The sequence below is a fragment of the Providencia sp. LY12 genome, assembly GCF_057621555.1.
The window spans coordinates 1385129-1404948 of record NZ_CM172594.1 but is presented as its reverse complement, the minus strand read 5'-3'; the positions used below and the strand labels follow the sequence as shown (position 1 = coordinate 1404948).

Sequence of the window (19820 nt, the reverse complement as noted above, 5' to 3'; positions counted from 1 at the left end):
AATCACTATTTTCGCTTCAATAAACTCAATACTTCATAGTGTGCAGTATGCGGAAACATATCAAACAGTTGAACTTTGCAAACTTCGTATCCTGATAATAATTCAAAGTCTTGCGCCATAGTTTGGGCATTACAGCTAGAATAGAGAATATACTCAGGATGCATATCAGATAAATAATTGCATAAATTCTTACCGATACCACGGCGAGGTGGATTCACCAGCACTAAATCAGGAATATCTTGGCGGCTGGTGGCAAAATTTGTGGAATCTAACGCTTGGAACTCAACGTGCTGCAAACCCAGCTCTTGGGCAGACTGACGAGCACACTCAATGGCTGGCGCACTAATTTCAATTCCCGTTAGCTTGGTCGTCTTATCCGCGCAATGCAAACCAAAGCCACCCACGCCACAAAACAGATCCCATAAGCTAGTGATATTCAATTCTTTTACCCACTCTCGAGCAGTTTGATATAACTGAGATGCCACGATAGGGTTAGTTTGGAAAAAACTTTGCGGGCGAATAAACAGCGGAACTTGGTTAAATTCATCCCGCAGCACATGTTGCTCAGTGAACATAATTTCTTGTTCACCTTCTAAAATAGCCATATGTACGGGTTGAATATTGGCGGTGATCACGGCTAATTGCGGCAATTTTTCTTGTAACCAAGGTAATGCTTTCTGCAATTGCACGATTTTTTTATCGGAACGCAAGACAAAGCGCAACATAAATTGTTTGGTATGCCAGCTTTGAGTCAGCAAAATATATTTTAGCTCACCGCGCTTACGTTCAATGTTATAGGGGGTTAACCCAGCTCTCGCGATAAAAGGAATAAGCTGCGCGAAGACTTGCGAAAATTCAGAGGGATATAACGGGCATTCCGTCAGACTGACAGCGACACCATCACGGTTAACAATACCCAAAATCGGTTTTTCAACGCTACCACTGACAACCATTTTGGCTTTATTACGAAATCCTTCAAATGGCCCCGTCACGGGCGTCAAAAATAAAGATGACGCCAAAGAAGGCAATAAAGATTGCAGATTATCTTGTTTACGGGCAATTTGCTGTTCTGGCGATAATTCTAGCCACTGACAGGAGCGACATTCTCCTGCCAAATATTGTTCACAATGCATAGGGTATTTAGTGAATAATCACGGAAGGTTTATCATCAAGGTCGGATTCAGTGTCGTCATCATTATCATCCGACTCTAACTCTTCATACTCATCTTGGTTTGCATACAGTAGATTATTACTGAAAATTTCAAACACAATACCGGAAATTTGCTCTTCGGCTTGTTGTAAGAAATGGCTAAATTGGCGATAAGTAATTCCGGCTTCTAACGAAAATGATTGGCTAACCACCAACTTAGGTAGATTTTCATTATTAATTTCGAGAAAAACTTTTGCCGTTAATGAACTGGCGTTAATTTGGCTAATATTTGCCACCAGCGTAATAATCGCGGTAGGTTTAAGTTCTGCCAATGCTGAGAGTACTAACACATTATTAATAATGTCTAATTTAGCATCAAAGATCCCATCAATATTTTGCATATGAGGGAGATGCAAAGCAGCACAAGAATCACACTCGAAATAAGACGTTTTGAGTTGGTCAAGCCACTCTCGCAGCTGTGAGATATCTGGGTAACAAATAGAATCCATGAGCAATAACCTTCTTCAACTCAAAATAGCGATATACCAAAAATAACCATATTCATGCTAACCAAGTACTCATACTAACAAATCATTCATTCTAACAAATAGAAAGCGGACAATTTTCACACATAGCCAATCTAAACACCAGTAAAACCATGCCCTGCTCTACTTTTCGTCTGGTTTATCATCATCTCGCGTCGTCTCTTTTGGTTGATTGCGACGGTCACGACTCGCGCCACCCGATTTATTATCAATTCCCAAAAAAGTAAGACCATGCACAGCTCGCCAGATAATATTGATCATTGCCGGAATTAAGCAGCCCATCCCGACCAGCACCATAGAAACAATCGCGCCAGAGCTGGCTAGCCATTCCGGCAGCGTAATATAGTCATTAGTGGCAAGTAATACGGTGATTAGTAATAATATTCCTATACCCTCAAGAAATAGAACGGGTTTTGGCATATCCGCTAGTGAGCGCATCGTCCCTTTAGTCTCTTTTATGGGTTTTTGCTGTTGTTCCATGATGTTTTCCTTCGTTTTATTGCCTTATACTGACAGTATCGTCACCACCACTAGCAAATTATATATACTGCCTATAGCTATGAAAGGAAAATTCAACTTTTATTTAGAAGCTGATGTTGGCATAGTATTGGGCATTATTATTTCGTATCTGAATAGTCATTAGAATCTGAGTTCTAAATTTAAGGAGATATTATGTACACTGTTATTTTTGGTCGCCCTGGTTGCCCATACTGTGTTCGTGCTAAAGAACTTGCAGAAAAACTGAAAAATGAACGTGACGACTTCGACTATCGCTATGTTGATATCCAAGCGGAAGGTATCTCTAAAGAAGACTTATCCAAAACCGTTGGTAAAACTGTAGAAACCGTTCCTCAAATCTTTATCGATGAAAAACACATCGGTGGCTGCACTGACTTTGAAGCATACGCTAAAGAAAATCTGAGCCTGTATAAGTAATCAATCTTACAAGACATTTTCTTTTATAAAGCCCCAGATGAGCCTCTCGTTTGGGGCTTTATTTTTACTTTTTGTGCTATGCAAAAATATTTTCATCAAAAATTGCACTTTTTCTGATCATCATGAGAACTTTCCTCTTTTGTTGCAGTCTTAATTAGTGCCACTGCTTTTCTTTGATGTCCCCATATTGAGGAGCCCGATAGCCATTTGATTCTTTCATGCTATCGGGTTTTTTGTGTCTAGAACTTTTGCATTGCCCTGATAAATCACTGTTATTGAGCAAATATTGATTGAGTTAATGTTTAACAAAAAGTAAATTTGTCAGCTTGAGTAGCAAGGTCTAGAGCGTGTCTTGATTCACCCCTTCCCATTGCTATGTCCCATCTTCTTGAGAACTAATGTCCGAGGTACTCCGATCGTGCTGGAACAACTAAATCTGGATCTTTTTAATCTGATCAACGCAACGCCTGAATCCGCAAGTGGTACTATTGCGTTAGCCACGGTGATCGCCAAACGCTTGATCCTTATTTTTCCGCTATTTACTGTTGCATGCTGGTTTTGGGGTGCACAGCCAAACATGACTCGCCAACGTACCTTTGCCTGTAAAACGGCTTACGCCATTGTGATTGGCTTAGTGATTTCGTGGTTGATTGGTTATTTTGCACCACATGAACGTCCTTTCGTGATGGGAATTGGCTCTAATTTCTTAGATCACGACGCAACTCCGTCTTTCCCGAGTAACCATGGAACTATCGTCTTCACGTTTGTTTTTGCTTTCTTATTCTGGTTAAGAACCTGGGTTGGCTTCGTGTTTATGGTTCCTGCCATCGTTATTGCATGGTCTCGTATTTATCTTGGCGTTCACTGGCCGTTAGACATGATTGGTGCATTTATCTTAGGTGCTATTTCTTGCGGTTTATCTCAGTTGATTTGGGCAATGGGCGGCAGTGTTATTCAGCAGCCAATCACTCGTCTTTACCACCTCGTATTTGGTTCTCTCATTCGTAAAGGATGGATGCAACCTTAATTGGTTATTTAAAGTACTGACCTATTATTAATGTCAGTACTTTCCCCCTTCATTTTTCCCACCATTAAATATTGAGCTAAATCAAAGTTTGTTTTCATTTATTTTTAGCATCAATAACTTTATTTGAATTTATCAAATAAACATTCAAACAATTAATTAACAAATATTTCGTAACGATTTCTTATTATTTTTTGCGGCGAAAAATAAGTATTCTATTTTCGTTCTTAAATCCCCTAAAATAATTAACATATTTTTCAAGGGCATTAATTAACCAAAAAAATTAATCACGTTATTAATCAATTAATGTAAAGATGAAAATACCATATTTATCATGATGTTATATAAATTTCAAAATTGAGTTTTCTCTAAGGAATAACGTGATATTTCCTTCTGTATTTTCAAGTTATTGATCATCCGATTGACGTTAAATTTTTTATTAACATGATAACGGTTTTAATGTTTTGTATTTTTATATAAATAAATTTGTCGAGTATTCATTTTATGAACATTACCAAAAAACGACAAAAAACAGCACTAAGCCAAATTCCATTAACAATTTTATAAAAACCACTGAAAGCTGGCAAACGCAGGGGATATTTCTCTTTTGAGATAATGATCACGGCATTTTGTTCTGCTAAAATGTAGATTCTCACACTCAAAATCCACTTTTAAAAATTACTTATAAAATTGCAAAACTGATTGAAAATGAATTTCATATTCATCTTAGTTTTATTTCCAATCAGATTGTTACGTATAAAACCATTATTAATGGCTAGACAGTGTATTAACCGATTGTTTATTTACTAACCACTAATTAAACCGTCGATTAATCGTACAAAAAGATTAAGAGCCTAGTGAAATAGGCACCCAATTTTTATTTTTTGACTTTTATTTTTGGAGACTATTATGGATACAACAAAAGTTGGTTCCATCAACAAAACAGCCTCGCAAACAGGGAATACTACCGCTTGGCGTAAAACAGACACCGTGTGGATGCTCGGTCTTTATGGTACCGCTATCGGCGCTGGTGTTTTATTCTTGCCTATCAATGCGGGTATGAGTGGATTACTGCCAGTATTACTGATGTTAGTACTTGCTTTCCCAATGACATTTTTTGCTCACCGTGGTTTAACACGCTTTGTCCTTTCCGGTTCAAAGAAAGACGGTGACATTACCGAAGTGGTAGAAGAGCATTTTGGTCGTACAGCAGGTAACTGGATCACCCTGCTCTATTTCTTTGCTATTTATCCTATTTTGTTAGTTTATGGTGTTTCTATCACTAACAACGTTAACAAATTCCTGACTGAACTATTAGGCGTTGGTGCACCACCACGTTGGTTGCTGGCACTGATTTTAGTCGGTGGCGTTATGGCAATCGTGGCATTCGGTGAAAAATATATTGTTAAAGTCATGAGTATGCTGGTGTTCCCATTCATCGCCGTACTGGTCGCTTTCTCTCTGTATATGGTTCCACATTGGAGCACCGATGCTCTGAGCACATTATCTTTAGATAACGTGACTGAAGCGGCTACAGCATCCGGTGGACAAAGCATTTGGATCACTATCTGGTTAACAATCCCAGTTATGGTTTTCGCGTTTAACCATTCACCAATCATCTCTGCTTTCTCTGTTGCAAAACGTGAAGAGTATGATGAAGCGGCAGAGAAAAAATGCTCACGCATTCTGGCTTCTGCGCACATCCTGATGGTTCTGACTGTAATGTTCTTCGTCATCAGCTGTGTATTCACACTGTCTTCAGCAGACCTTGCTGCAGCTAAAGCGCAAAATATCAGTATCCTTGACTACCTGTCTGGCTATTTTGATCAGCCGTTTATCAAGTATGCCGCAGCTATCATCGCCTTTATCGCTATCATCAAATCATTCTTAGGCCACTACTTAGGTGCTCGTGAAGGTTTCAATGGTTTAGTTGAGCGTGCATATCGCGCAAAAGGCAAAACAGTTGATGTTAAAAAATTAAATCGTGGTACTGCACTGTTCATGTTAGTAACAACTTGGATTGTTGCAACATTGAACCCTGGAGTACTGGATATCATTGAAAGTCTGGGTGGCCCAGTTATCGCAATCCTGCTGTTCTTAATGCCAATGTATGCAATCAGCAAAGTTCCTGCGATGCGTAAATACTCCGGTAAACTCAGCAATATCTTCGTTGTCATCATGGGTCTGGTCGCTATCTCCGCTGCAACTTACAAGTTATTCTTCTAATTAAAAAAATTAGCAAATAATTAAGTAAATCTAAGCCCTCAATTAACCTATATCAATCTGGTTAATTGAGGGATCTTCTATAATCATCTTACTGACAACAAATACCCTGTAATTGGCAGTTTGATGGGGATCCTTCAATATAGGAAGACAGAATATGATTAGCGTATTCGACATTTTTAAAATCGGTATCGGACCATCCAGCTCACACACTGTCGGCCCTATGAAAGCCGGTAAGCAGTTTGTCGATGACCTCATCCAGCAAAATCTTCTCACTAAAACCACACGTATTTCCGTCGATGTTTATGGCTCTTTATCCCTAACAGGTAAAGGACACGCCACCGATATGGCGATTATTATGGGTTTGGCGGGTAATCTGCCTGATACGATTGATATTGATGCTATCCCAGCATTTATGCGCAATGTTGAGCAAACTGGCAAACTACTGCTGGCAAATGGTCAACATGAAGTCGATTTTCCAACTGAAGGTGGGATGAATTTCCATTCAACTAACCTACCATTACACGAAAACGGAATGACAATTACCGCGTTTGATGGCGATAACGTTCTGTATACCAAGAATTATTACTCCATTGGCGGTGGCTTTATCGTCGATGAAGAACATTTCGGTCAAGAAACTGAAAATGCGGTTCAAGTCCCTTACCCATACAAATATGCGGCTGATTTACAAAAACATTGTAAAGAAACGGGGTTATCTTTGTCTGCATTAGTAATGCAAAACGAGTTAGCCCTGCACAGCAAAGAAGAGATCTCTGAATATCTGGCTGCGGTGTGGGATGTCATGAAAGCGGGCATTGAACGCGGCGTGAGCACCGAAGGTTTATTACCAGGTCCACTGCGCGTTCCTCGCCGTGCGGCGGCATTGCGCCGTCAATTAGTGACTTCTGACAATAACAATATTGACCCAATGGCGGTGATTGACTGGATCAACATGTACGCCCTTGCTGTCAATGAAGAGAACGCCGCCGGTGGCCGTGTTGTTACTGCCCCAACGAATGGTGCGTGCGGAATTATTCCTGCGGTATTGGCTTACTACGATAAATTTATTCGCCCAGTCAACGAAAACTCTTATACCCGCTATTTCTTAGTTTCAGGCGTGATTGGTACGCTGTACAAAATGAATGCGTCCATCTCTGGTGCAGAGGTTGGTTGCCAAGGTGAAGTCGGTGTAGCCTGTTCCATGGCTGCTGCTGGTTTGGCTGAATTAATGGGGGGCAGCCCAGAGCAAGTGTGCGTCGCGGCTGAAATCGCCATGGAGCATAACTTAGGCTTAACCTGTGACCCTGTGGGTGGGCAAGTCCAAGTACCTTGTATCGAACGTAATGCAATTGCATCTGTTAAGGCTGTGAATGCCGCTCGTATGGCATTACGCCGTGTGAGCGCGCCAAGCGTGTGCCTCGATAAAGTCATCGAAACCATGTATGAAACAGGTAAAGATATCAACGCAAAATACCGTGAAACTTCCCAAGGCGGTTTGGCGATTAAGTTAGGTCATTGCGAATAATTTAATTTCTATCATATGAAAGGCCTGCAAATGCAGGCCTTTTGATTGCTGGCTAAGTACTATTACCAGACTTGATATGGTGTTTTCGTTGAGACTAATACACTAACAGTATCGACAGCGCCTTTAACTGAACTCCCAGCATCTAAAACAACTTCTTCAATAGTTTGAGTGAAAGCACTCGCCCCTTCCGCTATTTTATTGGCGAGCTGATCACTATCAATCTCAAACTTCACCTCATTTTTCACATACGAATTACTAATGCTATCACCACCACGAATAGAGCCTGAATTATCCCCTGAATTTTGTGCAAATCCAGCAGATGAACGACCCTCTGATGTTTTTGTCTCACGAGAGTACGAGGTAGTTGTATACGTCGTTGTCGTAGTTTCAGGTGAGTTGATTAAGATATCTTGACCTTCATTTACCAAACCACCCATTTTGTTAAACACCAGTTCTATCCGGTCAAATTTTTCCATGTCTGTTTTAACGGACTCCTCAAAGAGACGATATTCTTCAGCCAGTTTGGTGTAAGAGTGAAGTTCGTTTTGCAATAGAGAGTCTAACTTTTTTTTCTCTGCTTCTAAAACGCTAATTTTTTCTTGCAGTTGAGAAACCTTAGAGCCGCTCTCAGACTCTTTTTCAACTTTCTTATCTAAAATGCTCTTTAAGTTGTCAATATCATTTTCTAAACGCTGGATTTTAGCATTTAAACCCGCTTGGTTTTTTCCTTCATCTGCAAGCTTGTCATTCAAAGCGGCAATTTCTTTTTGTTTGTCACCAATCTTACCTTGAATTTCAGCAATTTTTTCTTCTTGTTTTTTATTACGATCTTGCTGGACTTTTAAGCGCTCTTCGAGTTTCTCTTTATCACCACTCGTCTTATCTAATTTAACTTCCAGCTCGTTGATCTCTTGCTTGCCCGCATCAACCTGAGCTTTGAGTTTGTCTATTTCACCACGTTGAGCTTTCATATCAGAGCGAAGTTGATTCACATCTCCTTTAGCCTTCATCAGTTCATTATTTAATGACTGCTTTTCTTCTTCACTTTGAGCAAGAAGCTGTTGCGCCGCATTCAGCTTATCTTGCGTGTCTTTTGATTGAGAAGCTTGATCTGCTAATGCTTGCTGCTGTTTTTGCAATTCTACTTTTTGTGATGCAATTTCTTTTTTCAGTGCTGACAACTCATTAGTTTTGCGAGTGATTTCTTTATTTGCCTCCGCCAATTGCTTTTGCATTCCTTGGTATTTTTCAATACCGCTTTGCAACTCACGAATAGCATTACCGCCTTTAATATATGAATTTTCATGGTTAACAGAACCAAATTCATTCGTTGCGGAACCACCATTAAGTTCATTGTTATTTAAACCAAAGTTGGTACTATCTCCCCCCTCAACGTCCCCATTGTTAACACCATTATTACGCGCAAGCCCACCTTGCATTATATGATTGTTAGTATGCAGGTTTAATGTATTACCGCCATCTACAGAACCGCCCCCTTTACCAGAATCAATCGCATCACCGGATTTCATAACGCCACTATTTTCACCGCGATTATCCGCACGACCACCATTAACACTGTTTTCCCCAATCCCTTTGGTATTTTTTTGTAAGGACAGCTGATGCATTCTTTCTTCCATGGAAATGCCCATTGATAATTCTCCATTTCAATTAATTAAATTAATAAATATATTATGAAATTGCATGAGATAATTTCAACCATTGATATTTAAATAATAGTAAAATAGTTAGCACTCAAACAATTAAAATGATTATTAAATTGAATTGGAAATATTTCAATTGAAGTTTATCTGTAAGTTTATTTAATGTTATTCATTACAAAAAAAAGAGACCTCATAAAGAGGTCTCCATATATTAATTTTATAATTAGGTTTTAATCATCCAAAAATGGCATTCCACCAGCCAGTAATGGTTTTCATGATGTAATCCCAAATACGACCGATAAACCCCGCTTCCTCTACAGCTTGTTTTGCAACCAATGGGTGCTGTTCAATCACTTCACCATTCAAAATAAAGTTAATTGTGCCCACCTTTTGGTTCAATGCTAAAGGTGCTTCAATGGAATCATTATCTAGTTTAATGTCCACTTTTAGGTTTTGTAGCTGACCTTTTGGAATAGTCACTGCCACATCTTTTTCGACCCCTAAAGGCACTTCTGAAATGTCACCAAACCAAACACGTTGTTTCTGTAAAACAGCATCCCCTTTAATCGGCGTCACTGTTTCAAAGAAACGGAAGCCCCAAGTGAGCAGCTTTTCGCTTTCAGAAAAACGAACACGGTCACTTGGCGCACCTAAAACTACCGAAATCAAGCGCATAGGACCATCAGTTGCTGATGCGACTAGGTTATGACCAGCACCACTAGTATGCCCTGTTTTCACGCCATCAACATGAAGATTTTGGCTCCACAATAAACGGTTACGGTTAGGTTGACGGATATTATTGAACGTAAACTCTTTCTCTTTGTGCAATACATACTCATCAGGCACATCGCGGATCAGCGCTTGCGCTAACACAGCCATATCCCGAGCGGTACTGTATTGCCCTTCAGAATCTAAACCATGTACGGTTTTAAAATGGGTATTGGTTAAGCCAATTTTTTGGACGTAGCCATTCATCAGGTCAACAAAAGATTCTTGACTCCCCGCAACGTGCTCAGCCAAGGCAATACTGGCATCATTCCCAGATTGAATTACCACGCCTTTATTTAAATCCAACACCGAAACACGGTCTTTCGGTTTCAAGAACATCAAGGAAGACCCTTTTAAAATCGGATTTCCTGTCGCCCATGCGGCTTCACTCACTGTCACCATATCTTGCGGCGTAATTTTTCCTGCTTTGACCGCTTGCCCGACCACATAACTGGTCATGATCTTGGTTAGACTTGCAGGATCCAAACGCTCATCAGGATTACCCGAAGCCAAAATTTTACCGCTGTTATAATCCATTAATACAAACGCTTTTGCGTCAACTTGTGGAGCAACTGGTGTCTGAGCGGCATAACTACTTGTGCTCATCACAACGAATAGACTGAATCCGATACCTGTTCCTCGAATTGCTGAGGACAATGTTGTTTTATTCATTGGTTACTCCTTTACTATTAGTGTTGCTATTACCATTCAAAGCGTTCATCACAATCAAACCATGTTTAATAAAATATTCACTAGAAACCAAAAATGCAGTCAAATTCATCGAGATACTGCAAAATATTACGCTAATTAAAATCCCCCCATACCCTAAACAAAATAAGTGATGATGACCACCGCAATTAATAAATAATAAAGTTTCTCAATTCATTAATTTCATCTATCTTGTTTAGGTCAAAAATACCGTCTTTAAGTTAAAACATAGTCATGGGAGATTCCAATGTTAACTGTCTGGGGACGTACTAACTCTTCAAACGTGAAAAAAGTACTGTGGTGCTTGAAAGAGCTGAATATTCCTTATAATCAAAAAGATGTTGGTGGCCCATTCGGTGGTGTTGATACACCTGAATATAAGAAAATGAATCCAAACAGCACAATTCCAACTTTACAGGATGAAGGCTTTACCCTGTGGGAATCCAATGCAATTTTACGTTACCTTACGGAAAAGTATGATCATTCTCACCTATTGTTAGCAACTGATCTGCAAGAAAAAGCAGCGGCAGATAAATGGATGGATTGGAGCAGCGCTAATTTGTTTGACCATATCAAGCAGATGATGAACAAAATCGTTCGCGTTCCTGAAGCGGATAGAGACCCGGCTCAAGCCAAAGTCATTTATCAAAATATCGAAAAGCTGCTGAAAATTGCGGATGATACTCTGGCGACTCAAGCCTATTTTAGCGGAGATAAATTTGGTATTGCGGATATTGCCATTGCGCCACTGTTCTACCCATGGCATGAAATTGTGACAGAACGCCCTGAATTTCCTCATTTAGAGTGCTGGTATCAAACACTGACCAAGCGCCCTGCATTCCAAGAAATTGTGATGTTACCTATCAAATAAGCATTTAGCGTGGCGTTCGTATTGAGCGCCACGGTTTTCATTTAACTCATCGGCATATAAAGTGGGTGAGTAAACTCATACTCAAACCCCATTTCTTGGCAAATTCGATTTCCATCGATTGTTTTCCCCGCAGCCTCATGCTCTTCAAGCGCAAATTCTGGCGGTGTTAAGCCTAATGATTTTGCTGCTTCAGTGTAAAACTGCCGACGCGTCGGGTGCTCAGGCGCACATAAATTATAGGTATGCCCACCATTAGACTGCTGGATCAACAGCAAAATTGCGGCGATCACATCATCTTGATGCACCATATTAACTGGCTGATTAGCCCCTTTGACTTGTTGTTTACCTGCTAAGAAGCGCCCTGCATGGCGCTTTTCACCCACAAGACCGGCTAATCTCAGTACGTCCACCTGAATATTGGGTAAGTCATGCAGCCATTGCTCAACCGCAATTAACGCTTGTGCTGAGGCTGTTTCGCCAAGTAACGGTGCATTTTCATTAATGACGCCATCCACATCACCATAGACAGAAGTCGATGATGTTAAGATAACCCGAGGAATTTGATAGCTAATTGCGCTATCAACTAATTGCTCAATCGCCACAATATACTCAGAAAGGCTGACTTTTGATGGTGGTAATAAAATTACCATCACATCCGCCTCCTCCATTAATTCACTCAAATCATCGGTATCGCATTGTAATTCTGGCATCAATTGCAGTTGATAACAGTCAATACCCACCCTTTTGGCAGCTTCAACACCATCCAAACTCGTTTTCGTTCCTGCGACCGTCATTCCCTGCGACATCAAGCGACTCGCTAAAGGAACCCCTAACCAACCTAAACCAATAATGGTGATTTTTTTCATAAGACTGTCCCGCATCCTGAGAAAGTGATTGCATCAATGCCTCATAGATTAGCTGAAAATCATTCAACTTCCGAAGCTATTTTCCAAGGGATTAATCACTATAAAAAACCGGGAACTAATTATTATGAGTTATTTTGAAAAAAAGGGTTGCATTCATAGTGTGAAATCGGATAGCTTGATTAGTATTGAATGTTTAAGCAATTATCCAAATAACTAAACGGAAGCTATTATGACTCGTATTTCACGCAACCATCATCATCACCATCATCCTGATTAGTCTTTCGGGCGATGTGTGCTGGAAGACGATCAACGACTCTTCCGGTGGCTGAAATGCGAATTGAGAAAACCCTCGGAAGATTATCTTCCGAGGGTTTTTTTATTATTAATCAAAAAGATATTTTTGGGATGTGGAGCAAAATTATGTTGGACAAATCACGTTTACGTATCGCAATACAGAAATCAGGACGTCTAAGCGAAGAGTCAAGAGAGCTACTGGCTCGCTGCGGCATTAAAATCAATTTACAACAGCAGCGACTGATTGCTTATGCAGAAAATATGCCTATTGATTTACTTCGTGTACGTGATGACGATATCCCAGGGCTGGTAATGGACGGTGTAGTTGACCTCGGTATCATCGGCGAAAACGTCCTTGAAGAAGAAGTTTTAAGCCGCCAAGCTCGCGGTGAAAATCCGCAATTTACCACTTTACGCCGCCTTGATTTTGGTGGTTGCCGCCTCTCTTTAGCTGCCCCATTAGACTTCAATTATACGGGCGCAGAATGTTTAAATGGCTCCCGTGTCGCCACCTCTTACCCGCACTTACTTAAGCGCTATTTCGATGAGAAAGGCGTGAAATTTAAATCCTGCTTACTGAATGGTTCTGTGGAAGTTGCCCCTCGCGCTGGCTTAGCGGATGCGATTTGTGACCTCGTCTCGACAGGAGCCACTCTTGAAGCAAACGGCTTAAAAGAAGTGGAAGTCATCTACCGCTCAAAAGCGTGCTTAATCCAGCGTGACGGGGAAATGTCTGCCGATAAGCAACAGTTAATTGACCGCATGATGACGCGTATTCAAGGGGTTATCCAAGCGCGCGAATCAAAATACATCATGCTACACGCGCCAAGTGACCGTTTAGAAGAAGTTATTTCCCTGTTACCAGGTGCTGAGCGACCAACTATTTTGCCATTAGCAGGCGACCAAAGCCGTGTTGCCATGCACATGGTCAGCTCAGAAACCCTATTCTGGGAAACCATGGAAAAACTAAAATCCTTGGGTGCAAGTTCAATTCTTGTTTTACCAATTGAAAAAATGATGGAGTAATTCGCCATGGAACTGGGATTCAATCAACCAATTCGCTGGTCAGACTGCCTTGAAGAGCAGCAAGAAGCTTTACTGATGCGCCCTGCTATTGCCGCCTCTGGCAACATTAGCGCCGCAGTCAGTCAAATTATTGACCAAGTGCGTACAGAGGGAGATGCTGCCCTCATCGCCCTGAGCCAACGTTTTGATAAAACAGACATTACCTCTGTTCGTGTTTCACAAGAAGCCGTTGATGAAGCCCAAGCTCGCCTTGGCGATAACATTAAAGCGGCAATGAACACGGCGATTGGCAATATTCGCCGCTTCCATGAAGCCCAAAAACCTGCGCCGATCACCGTTGAAACTCAAGCTGGCGTGGTTTGCCAACAAGTGACCCGCCCGATTGATTCTGTCGGGCTGTATATTCCGGGCGGCTCCGCACCATTGCTATCTACTGTCATGATGCTGGGAACGCCTGCAAATATCGCCGGATGCCGCAACATTATTCTCTGCTCGCCTCCACCGATTGCAGACGAAATTTTATATGCAGCCAAACTGTGCGGTATCACTGACATTTTCCAAGTCGGTGGCGCCCAAGCTATTGCTGCAATGGCATTTGGTACCCAAAGCATTCCGAGTGTTGATAAAATTTTTGGACCCGGCAATGCCTATGTGACGGAAGCCAAACGCCAAGTTAGCCAAAGCTACCAAGGCGCAGCCATTGATATGCCTGCGGGGCCATCCGAAGTATTAGTGATTGCCGATAGCCAAGCTAACCCTGCATTTACGGCATCAGATTTGCTCTCCCAAGCAGAACACGGGCCAGATTCTCAGGTCATTTTACTCACCGACGACGCGGATTTTGCACAGCGCGTTATTGAAGAGACCGAAAAGCAACTTGCGGTGTTATCTCGTGCATCTATTGCCCGTGAAGCCCTTAGCGCAAGCCGAGTGATCATCGCGGACTCTATCAACCAATGTGTTGAAATCAGTAACCGCTACGGGCCTGAACACTTGATTTTGCAAACTCGCAATGCCGATGATTTGGTTGAGTCCATCACCAGTGCAGGATCGGTATTTGTAGGAGATTGGTCGCCAGAATCCGCAGGGGATTACGCTTCAGGCACCAACCACGTATTACCAACTTATGGTTACACATCAACCTATTCAAGCCTTGGTTTAGCCGATTTTATGAAGCGAATGACAGTCCAAAAACTGTCGGCTCAAGGGTTACTAGGATTAGCCAACACCATAGAAACTTTGGCTCAAGCGGAGCAGCTGACTGCTCACAAAAACGCCGTTACCTTACGAGTCACCGAACTAAAAAAACAAAATCAGGAGTGAACCATGAGCCAGACGTTTAATGCAGCCAGCCTTGCACGCGAAAATGTAAAAGTAATGACCCCGTATATGTCTGCTCGTCGTCTTGGAGGGAATGGGGATGTATGGCTCAATGCCAACGAATACCCAACGGCGCCAGATTATCAGTTTATTGAGCGTAATCTTAACCGTTACCCAGAGGCACAACCTGCCGGCGTGATTAACAATTATGCCGCCTATGCTGGGTTATCTCCTGAACAAGTATTGGTGTGCCGTGGCGCTGATGAATCTATCGAATTATTAATCCGCGCATTTTGCGAGCCCGGTAAAGACGCAGTGATGTTCTGCCCACCAACATACGGTATGTACAGCGTCAGCGCAGAAACTTTTGGTGTAGAACAGAAAAAAATTCTGTCGTTGCCAGATTGGTCACTGAATGTCGCCGCTATCCGCGAAAACTTATCGAATACCAAGCTGATTTACATCTGTAGCCCAAATAACCCAACGGGCAACATCATCGATAATAAAGCGCTGTTGGAAGTATTAGAAATGGCGGCTGACCGTGCGCTGGTGGTTGTCGATGAAGCTTACATTGAATTTTGCCCTGAATTTAGCGTCGCTAGCTGGCTTGCCAAATACCCGAACTTAGTGATTTTAAGAACCTTATCAAAGGCGTTTGCACTGGCAGGTTTACGCTGTGGATTTACCTTAGCATCCCCTGAAGTGATTGAAGTTTTACTGAAAGTCATCGCCCCTTATCCGCTATCTACCCCTGTGGCTCTGATAGCGGAAAAAGCCCTGAATGCTGATGGCATCGCCATCATGAAAAAACGCGTGTTAGAAATTCGCGATAATCGCATTGCGCTTTCAGAAGCTTTACGTGAATTGTCTGTCGTTGAAACCGTCTACCCAAGTGAAACCAACTATATTCTGGTGCGTTTTACCGATGGCGCGAAAGTGTTTAAAGCCCTGTGGGATCAAGGCATTATTTTACGCGACCAAAGCAAGCAACCGGGGCTGGTTAACTGCCTGCGTATCACCATTGGTACTGAAATTGAAAACGTCCGTGTTATTGAAGCGATTAAAGCACTTTGCTAATTAGGAAATAATCATGAGCCAGAAAATTCTTTTTATCGACCGTGATGGAACATTAATTACTGAACCACCGACAGATTATCAAGTGGATAGCCTCAGTAAGCTCGCCTTTGAAAATGATGTCATTCCAAGCCTATTAGCACTGCAAAAAGCCAATTATCGCTTAGTAATGATCACCAACCAAGACGGTTTAGGCACCAAGAGCTTCCCCACGGAAGATTTCAATCCACCACACAATTTAATGATGCAGGTATTTGAATCTCAAGGTATCCGTTTTGATGATGTGCTGATTTGCCCACACATGCCTGCAGACAATTGCGGCTGTCGCAAACCAAAAACTAAGCTGGTAGAAAGCTACCTCAAAGACGGTGTTCTCGATATCGAAAACAGCTATGTCATCGGCGACCGCGAGACAGATATTCAGCTCGCCCAAAATATAGGAATTAAAGGGCTACGTTACAGTTCCAAAGAGCTGGACTGGAATACCATCACCAATCAACTCACTAAACGTAACCGCTATGCCTTAGTTGAACGCGTAACCAAAGAAACCAACATCCAAGTAGAAGTGTGGCTTGACCAAGAAGGCGGTAGCAAAATCAACACTGGCGTTGGCTTCTTTGACCACATGTTGGATCAAATCGCCACCCACGGCGGCTTCCGCTTACGCATTGAAGTTAATGGCGACCTGTTCATTGACGATCACCACACCGTCGAAGATACCGGCTTGGCATTAGGCGAAGCACTACGCGTCGCACTTGGTGACAAACGTGGCATTGCCCGTTTTGGTTTCGTATTACCGATGGACGAATGCCAAGCACGCTGCGCGCTGGATATTTCTGGACGTCCGCACCTGGAATACAAAGCAGAATTTAAATATCAGCGTGTTGGCGACCTGAGTACTGAGATGATCGAGCACTTCTTCAGTTCGTTATCCTATGCGATGGGCTGCACGCTACACCTGAAAACGAAAGGGAAAAACGATCACCACAAAGCGGAAAGCCTGTTTAAAGTCTTTGGTCGTACCTTACGCCAAGCGATTCGCGTTGAAGGGGATACCTTGCCAAGTTCGAAAGGAGTTCTGTAATGAAAGTTGTGATCCTCGATACTGGTTGCGCAAACTTAGCGTCCGTCGCCTATGCCGTTAAGCGCCTAGGTTATGAGCCAACCGTGAGCCGCGATACCAACACTATTTTACAAGCAGATAAAGTCTTTCTACCGGGTGTTGGCACTGCCAGCGCCGCCATGGAAAAACTGGCAGAGCGTGAACTCATTCCGTTAATTAAAGCGCTAACCCAACCTGTTTTGGGTATCTGTCTAGGTATGCAATTACTCGGCAGTATCAGTGAAGAAGGTCAAACAGAAATTCCATTGTTAGGATTGATCGACAGCCCCGTTCGCAAAATGGATGCAAACGGCTTACCTGTCCCTCACAGTGGCTGGAATCAAGTGAAAGCACTCGCGGGCAATCCCCTGTTTAAGGGAATTAGCGACGATGCCTATTTTTATTTCGTACACAGCTATTCAATGCCTATTTCCGCCAACACCATCGCGCAAACACAATATGGCAACCTGTTTAGTAGTGCCGTGAATAAAGATAACTTCTATGGCGTGCAGTTCCACCCAGAACGTTCGGGTGCTGCGGGTGCTCGCTTGATCCAAAACTTCTTGGAGATGTAAAAACCATGATTATTCCAGCATTAGACTTAATTGATGGCACCGTGGTGCGTTTACATCAAGGGGACTACGCCAAACAAACGGACTATGGCACAGACCCACTTCCTCGCTTACAAGATTATGAAAAGCAAGGGGCAAAATTGCTGCACTTAGTGGATTTAACTGGGGCTAAAGATCCACAGAAACGCCAAATTCCCCTACTGAAAAAACTGTTGGCAGGCGTGACCGTTCCAGTGCAAGTTGGGGGAGGAATTCGTACTGAAGAAGATGTCAAAGCGCTGTTGGACGCAGGGGCGACTCGCGTGGTGATTGGCTCGACGGCAGTGACCCAACCAGAGTTAGTCAAAACATGGTTCCAACGTTATGGTGGCGACGCTATCGTACTGGCGCTGGATGTGCGTATTAATCCTCAAGGTATCAAAGAGATTGCCATTAGTGGTTGGCAAGAAAACTCAAACTTATCCCTTGAGCAAGCCATTGAAATGTATCGCCCTTATGGCTTAAAACATGTGCTGTGCACCGATATTTCCAAAGATGGCACGCTGGCGGGTTCCAATGTGGATTTATACCGCGAAATCAGCCAAAAATTCCCTGATATCGCGGTACAAGCCTCTGGCGGAATTGGTAATTTAAACGATATCGCCGCACTGCCAGCTTCTGGCGCAGCAGGCGTGATTGTGGGTCGTGCATTATTAGAAGGTAAATTTACCGTAACGGAGGCAATCCAATGCTGGCAAAACGCATAATTCCTTGTTTGGATGTCCGTGACGGACAAGTGGTTAAAGGGGTGCAATTTCGCAACCATGAAATCATCGGTGATATCGTCCCACTGGCTCAACGCTATGCCCAAGAAGGTGCTGACGAGTTAGTGTTCTATGATATTACTGCCTCGTCTGACGGGCGTGTTGTCGATAAAAGCTGGGTCTCCAAAGTGGCCGAAGTGATTGACATTCCATTCTGCGTTGCGGGTGGGATCAAAAGCGTCGAAGACGCCGCGCAAATCCTCTCTTTTGGTGCGGATAAAATTTCTATCAACTCCCCTGCGCTGTCCGACCCTACGCTGATTAGCCGTCTGGCTGATCGCTTTGGCGTTCAGTGTATTGTGGTCGGTATCGACACATGGTTTGATGCAGAGACAAACGAATATTTGGTTTATCAATTCACTGGCGATGAAAAGCGCACCACCCAAACCCGCTGGAAAACCCTTGATTGGGTGAAAGAAGTTCAGGAGCGTGGCGCTGGAGAAATTGTTCTCAATATGATGAACCAAGACGGTGTACGTCAAGGTTACGATCTGGTACAACTGAAAAAAGTTCGTGAAGTGTGCCAAGTTCCACTGATCGCCTCCGGCGGTGCAGGGGAAAAAATCCACTTCCTAGACGCCTTTACTGACGCTGGCGTCGATGGCGCTTTAGCCGCTTCGGTGTTCCACAAGCAGATTATTAACATCGGTGACTTAAAGCAGTACTTAGCAGAAAATGGAGTTCAAATAAGAGTATGTTAACCACAGAACAATGTAATCAGCTTGCATGGCAAAAAGTCGATAACCTGATGCCAGTCATCGTCCAGCACGCTATTTCTGGCGATGTTCTGATGCTGGGTTATATGAACCAAGAAGCGCTGAAAGTGACCTTAGAATGTCGTAAAGTCACCTTTTTCTCTCGCACCAAACAACGTTTGTGGACCAAAGGGGAAACCTCCAACAATTTTCTGAATTTGGTGGATATTGTTGCTGACTGCGATAACGATACACTGCTTGCCATGGCGCTACCTGATGGTCCCACCTGCCATAACGGCACCACCAGCTGCTTTGCGCCGGCTCAAAGCGAATGGGGCTTTTTATATGAATTAGAAACCTTACTGAAAGAGCGCAAAAATGCCTCACCAGAAAGTTCATATACGGCCCGCCTGTATGCTAGCGGTACCAAGCGTATTGCACAAAAAGTAGGTGAAGAAGGCGTTGAAACCGCACTCGCTGCCACGGTTAATGACCGCGAAGAGCTAACTAACGAAGCCGCCGATTTGATGTATCACTTAATGGTTTTACTGCAAGATCAAGACCTTGATTTAACTGCTATTATCAAACGTTTGAAAGAGCGCCATCAGTAACTTGCTTAAGGCGCTGGCATTATTAAGCGCCTTTTTCTTTTTACTC

At 42.7% G+C, this 19820-nt stretch carries 19 protein-coding genes and 1 other annotated feature; of the genes, 13 read left to right on the top strand and 6 right to left on the bottom strand.

Going from position 1 to position 19820, the window contains the following annotated elements; translation table 11 throughout:
* Positions 1-5: 5 nt before the first annotated feature.
* The 3 genes from rlmC to ACY3ZI_RS06395 all read right to left on the bottom strand — a co-directional run bounded on the left by rlmC (position 6) and on the right by ACY3ZI_RS06395 (position 2175).
* Positions 6-1133, bottom strand: coding sequence for a 23S rRNA (uracil(747)-C(5))-methyltransferase RlmC (rlmC, locus tag ACY3ZI_RS06405; RefSeq protein ID WP_487376542.1), 1128 nt, complete (start codon positions 1131-1133; stop codon positions 6-8).
* A 7-nt stretch (positions 1134-1140) separates the two neighbouring features.
* Entirely contained in the window at positions 1141-1659 is a 519-nt protein-coding gene (locus tag ACY3ZI_RS06400) for a YbjN domain-containing protein (protein WP_036951887.1), read from the bottom strand.
* 159 nt (positions 1660-1818) lie between these two features.
* Positions 1819-2175: a YbjC family protein gene (locus ACY3ZI_RS06395; RefSeq protein WP_211885018.1), complete on the bottom strand. Its 357-nt coding sequence runs from the start codon at positions 2173-2175 to the stop codon at positions 1819-1821.
* Positions 2176-2367: 192 nt separating this feature from the next.
* Between ACY3ZI_RS06395 and ACY3ZI_RS06390 the strand changes: the two genes are divergently transcribed.
* The 4 genes from ACY3ZI_RS06390 to ACY3ZI_RS06375 all read left to right on the top strand — a co-directional run bounded on the left by ACY3ZI_RS06390 (position 2368) and on the right by ACY3ZI_RS06375 (position 7403).
* A complete protein-coding gene (locus ACY3ZI_RS06390) occupies positions 2368-2631 on the top strand; it encodes a GrxA family glutaredoxin (protein ID WP_006657693.1) in 264 nt (87 codons plus the stop codon).
* Between the two features lie 418 nt (positions 2632-3049).
* Complete coding sequence (ybjG, locus tag ACY3ZI_RS06385) at positions 3050-3658, top strand: undecaprenyl-diphosphate phosphatase (RefSeq protein WP_211885017.1); 609 nt, start codon at positions 3050-3052, stop codon at positions 3656-3658.
* Positions 3659-4564: 906 nt separating this feature from the next.
* Positions 4565-5881: a serine/threonine transporter gene (locus tag ACY3ZI_RS06380; RefSeq protein ID WP_487376538.1), complete on the top strand. Its 1317-nt coding sequence runs from the start codon at positions 4565-4567 to the stop codon at positions 5879-5881.
* A 154-nt stretch (positions 5882-6035) separates the two neighbouring features.
* The gene (locus ACY3ZI_RS06375) at positions 6036-7403 is read left to right on the top strand and encodes an L-serine ammonia-lyase (RefSeq protein ID WP_211885015.1); all 1368 of its coding nucleotides are present in this window, start codon (positions 6036-6038) and stop codon (positions 7401-7403) included.
* A gap of 62 nt (positions 7404-7465) precedes the next feature.
* Here the strand turns inward: ACY3ZI_RS06375 and ACY3ZI_RS06370 are convergent, their stop codons facing one another.
* The gene (locus tag ACY3ZI_RS06370; RefSeq protein WP_249216033.1) at positions 7466-9028 is read right to left on the bottom strand and encodes a coiled-coil domain-containing protein; all 1563 of its coding nucleotides are present in this window, start codon (positions 9026-9028) and stop codon (positions 7466-7468) included.
* A gap of 270 nt (positions 9029-9298) precedes the next feature.
* The gene (locus ACY3ZI_RS06365; RefSeq protein WP_487376535.1) at positions 9299-10504 is read right to left on the bottom strand and encodes a serine hydrolase; all 1206 of its coding nucleotides are present in this window, start codon (positions 10502-10504) and stop codon (positions 9299-9301) included.
* 283 nt (positions 10505-10787) lie between these two features.
* Between ACY3ZI_RS06365 and ACY3ZI_RS06360 the strand changes: the two genes are divergently transcribed.
* Positions 10788-11411 carry a glutathione S-transferase family protein gene (locus tag ACY3ZI_RS06360; protein WP_487376533.1) on the top strand — a complete coding sequence of 208 codons (624 nt, stop codon included), beginning with the start codon at positions 10788-10790 and terminating at the stop codon, positions 11409-11411.
* A 41-nt stretch (positions 11412-11452) separates the two neighbouring features.
* Here ACY3ZI_RS06360 and ACY3ZI_RS06355 read toward each other — a convergent pair whose 3' ends face one another.
* On the bottom strand, positions 11453-12277 hold the full coding sequence (locus ACY3ZI_RS06355; protein ID WP_487376531.1) for an SDR family oxidoreductase: 825 nt from the start codon (positions 12275-12277) through the stop codon (positions 11453-11455).
* A gap of 252 nt (positions 12278-12529) precedes the next feature.
* Positions 12530-12657, top strand: a sequence feature (His leader region).
* A 40-nt stretch (positions 12658-12697) separates the two neighbouring features.
* On the opposite strand from ACY3ZI_RS06355, the gene hisG reads away from it, so the two are divergent.
* The 8 genes from hisG to hisIE are packed head-to-tail and all read left to right on the top strand — an operon-like array spanning position 12698 to position 19774.
* Positions 12698-13597 carry an ATP phosphoribosyltransferase gene (hisG, locus tag ACY3ZI_RS06350; protein ID WP_211885010.1) on the top strand — a complete coding sequence of 300 codons (900 nt, stop codon included), beginning with the start codon at positions 12698-12700 and terminating at the stop codon, positions 13595-13597.
* Between the two features lie 6 nt (positions 13598-13603).
* Positions 13604-14920, top strand: a complete 1317-nt coding sequence (gene hisD, locus ACY3ZI_RS06345) for a histidinol dehydrogenase (protein WP_211885009.1) — start codon at positions 13604-13606, stop codon at positions 14918-14920.
* Positions 14921-14923: 3 nt separating this feature from the next.
* The gene (hisC, locus tag ACY3ZI_RS06340; protein ID WP_487376527.1) at positions 14924-15994 is read left to right on the top strand and encodes a histidinol-phosphate transaminase; all 1071 of its coding nucleotides are present in this window, start codon (positions 14924-14926) and stop codon (positions 15992-15994) included.
* Positions 15995-16007: 13 nt separating this feature from the next.
* Positions 16008-17075 carry a bifunctional histidinol-phosphatase/imidazoleglycerol-phosphate dehydratase HisB gene (hisB, locus tag ACY3ZI_RS06335; RefSeq protein ID WP_487376526.1) on the top strand — a complete coding sequence of 356 codons (1068 nt, stop codon included), beginning with the start codon at positions 16008-16010 and terminating at the stop codon, positions 17073-17075.
* The gene (gene hisH / locus ACY3ZI_RS06330) at positions 17075-17668 is read left to right on the top strand and encodes an imidazole glycerol phosphate synthase subunit HisH (protein ID WP_323085249.1); all 594 of its coding nucleotides are present in this window, start codon (positions 17075-17077) and stop codon (positions 17666-17668) included. Before hisB ends, hisH begins: the two co-directional genes overlap by 1 nt.
* A 5-nt stretch (positions 17669-17673) precedes the next feature.
* The gene (hisA, locus tag ACY3ZI_RS06325) at positions 17674-18411 is read left to right on the top strand and encodes a 1-(5-phosphoribosyl)-5-[(5-phosphoribosylamino)methylideneamino]imidazole-4-carboxamide isomerase (RefSeq protein WP_211885007.1); all 738 of its coding nucleotides are present in this window, start codon (positions 17674-17676) and stop codon (positions 18409-18411) included.
* The gene (gene hisF, locus ACY3ZI_RS06320; protein ID WP_487376521.1) at positions 18393-19169 is read left to right on the top strand and encodes an imidazole glycerol phosphate synthase subunit HisF; all 777 of its coding nucleotides are present in this window, start codon (positions 18393-18395) and stop codon (positions 19167-19169) included. Before hisA ends, hisF begins: the two co-directional genes overlap by 19 nt.
* Positions 19163-19774 (top strand): bifunctional phosphoribosyl-AMP cyclohydrolase/phosphoribosyl-ATP diphosphatase HisIE, encoded by a 612-nt coding sequence (hisIE, locus tag ACY3ZI_RS06315; protein ID WP_132494404.1) that lies wholly within the window; start codon positions 19163-19165, stop codon positions 19772-19774. The genes hisF and hisIE overlap by 7 nt, the downstream gene beginning before the upstream one ends.
* Positions 19775-19820 lie beyond the last annotated feature (46 nt).

Excerpts from the sequence above, each read along its gene's own strand:
- rlmC (WP_487376542.1), bottom strand. The coding sequence starts at position 1,133 with ATGCATTGTGAACAATATTTGGCAGGAGAATGTCGCTCCTGTCAGTGG.
- ACY3ZI_RS06400 (WP_036951887.1), bottom strand. The coding sequence starts at position 1,659 with ATGGATTCTATTTGTTACCCAGATATCTCACAGCTGCGAGAGTGGCTT.
- ACY3ZI_RS06395 (WP_211885018.1), bottom strand. The coding sequence starts at position 2,175 with ATGGAACAACAGCAAAAACCCATAAAAGAGACTAAAGGGACGATGCGC.
- ACY3ZI_RS06390 (WP_006657693.1), top strand. The coding sequence starts at position 2,368 with ATGTACACTGTTATTTTTGGTCGCCCTGGTTGCCCATACTGTGTTCGT.
- ACY3ZI_RS06380 (WP_487376538.1), top strand. The coding sequence starts at position 4,565 with ATGGATACAACAAAAGTTGGTTCCATCAACAAAACAGCCTCGCAAACA.
- ACY3ZI_RS06375 (WP_211885015.1), top strand. The coding sequence starts at position 6,036 with ATGATTAGCGTATTCGACATTTTTAAAATCGGTATCGGACCATCCAGC.
- ACY3ZI_RS06370 (WP_249216033.1), bottom strand. The coding sequence starts at position 9,028 with ATGCATCAGCTGTCCTTACAAAAAAATACCAAAGGGATTGGGGAAAAC.
- ACY3ZI_RS06365 (WP_487376535.1), bottom strand. The coding sequence starts at position 10,504 with ATGAATAAAACAACATTGTCCTCAGCAATTCGAGGAACAGGTATCGGA.
- ACY3ZI_RS06360 (WP_487376533.1), top strand. The coding sequence starts at position 10,788 with ATGTTAACTGTCTGGGGACGTACTAACTCTTCAAACGTGAAAAAAGTA.
- ACY3ZI_RS06355 (WP_487376531.1), bottom strand. The coding sequence starts at position 12,277 with ATGAAAAAAATCACCATTATTGGTTTAGGTTGGTTAGGGGTTCCTTTA.
- hisG (WP_211885010.1), top strand. The coding sequence starts at position 12,698 with ATGTTGGACAAATCACGTTTACGTATCGCAATACAGAAATCAGGACGT.
- hisD (WP_211885009.1), top strand. The coding sequence starts at position 13,604 with ATGGAACTGGGATTCAATCAACCAATTCGCTGGTCAGACTGCCTTGAA.
- hisC (WP_487376527.1), top strand. The coding sequence starts at position 14,924 with ATGAGCCAGACGTTTAATGCAGCCAGCCTTGCACGCGAAAATGTAAAA.
- hisB (WP_487376526.1), top strand. The coding sequence starts at position 16,008 with ATGAGCCAGAAAATTCTTTTTATCGACCGTGATGGAACATTAATTACT.
- hisH (WP_323085249.1), top strand. The coding sequence starts at position 17,075 with ATGAAAGTTGTGATCCTCGATACTGGTTGCGCAAACTTAGCGTCCGTC.
- hisA (WP_211885007.1), top strand. The coding sequence starts at position 17,674 with ATGATTATTCCAGCATTAGACTTAATTGATGGCACCGTGGTGCGTTTA.
- hisF (WP_487376521.1), top strand. The coding sequence starts at position 18,393 with ATGCTGGCAAAACGCATAATTCCTTGTTTGGATGTCCGTGACGGACAA.
- hisIE (WP_132494404.1), top strand. The coding sequence starts at position 19,163 with ATGTTAACCACAGAACAATGTAATCAGCTTGCATGGCAAAAAGTCGAT.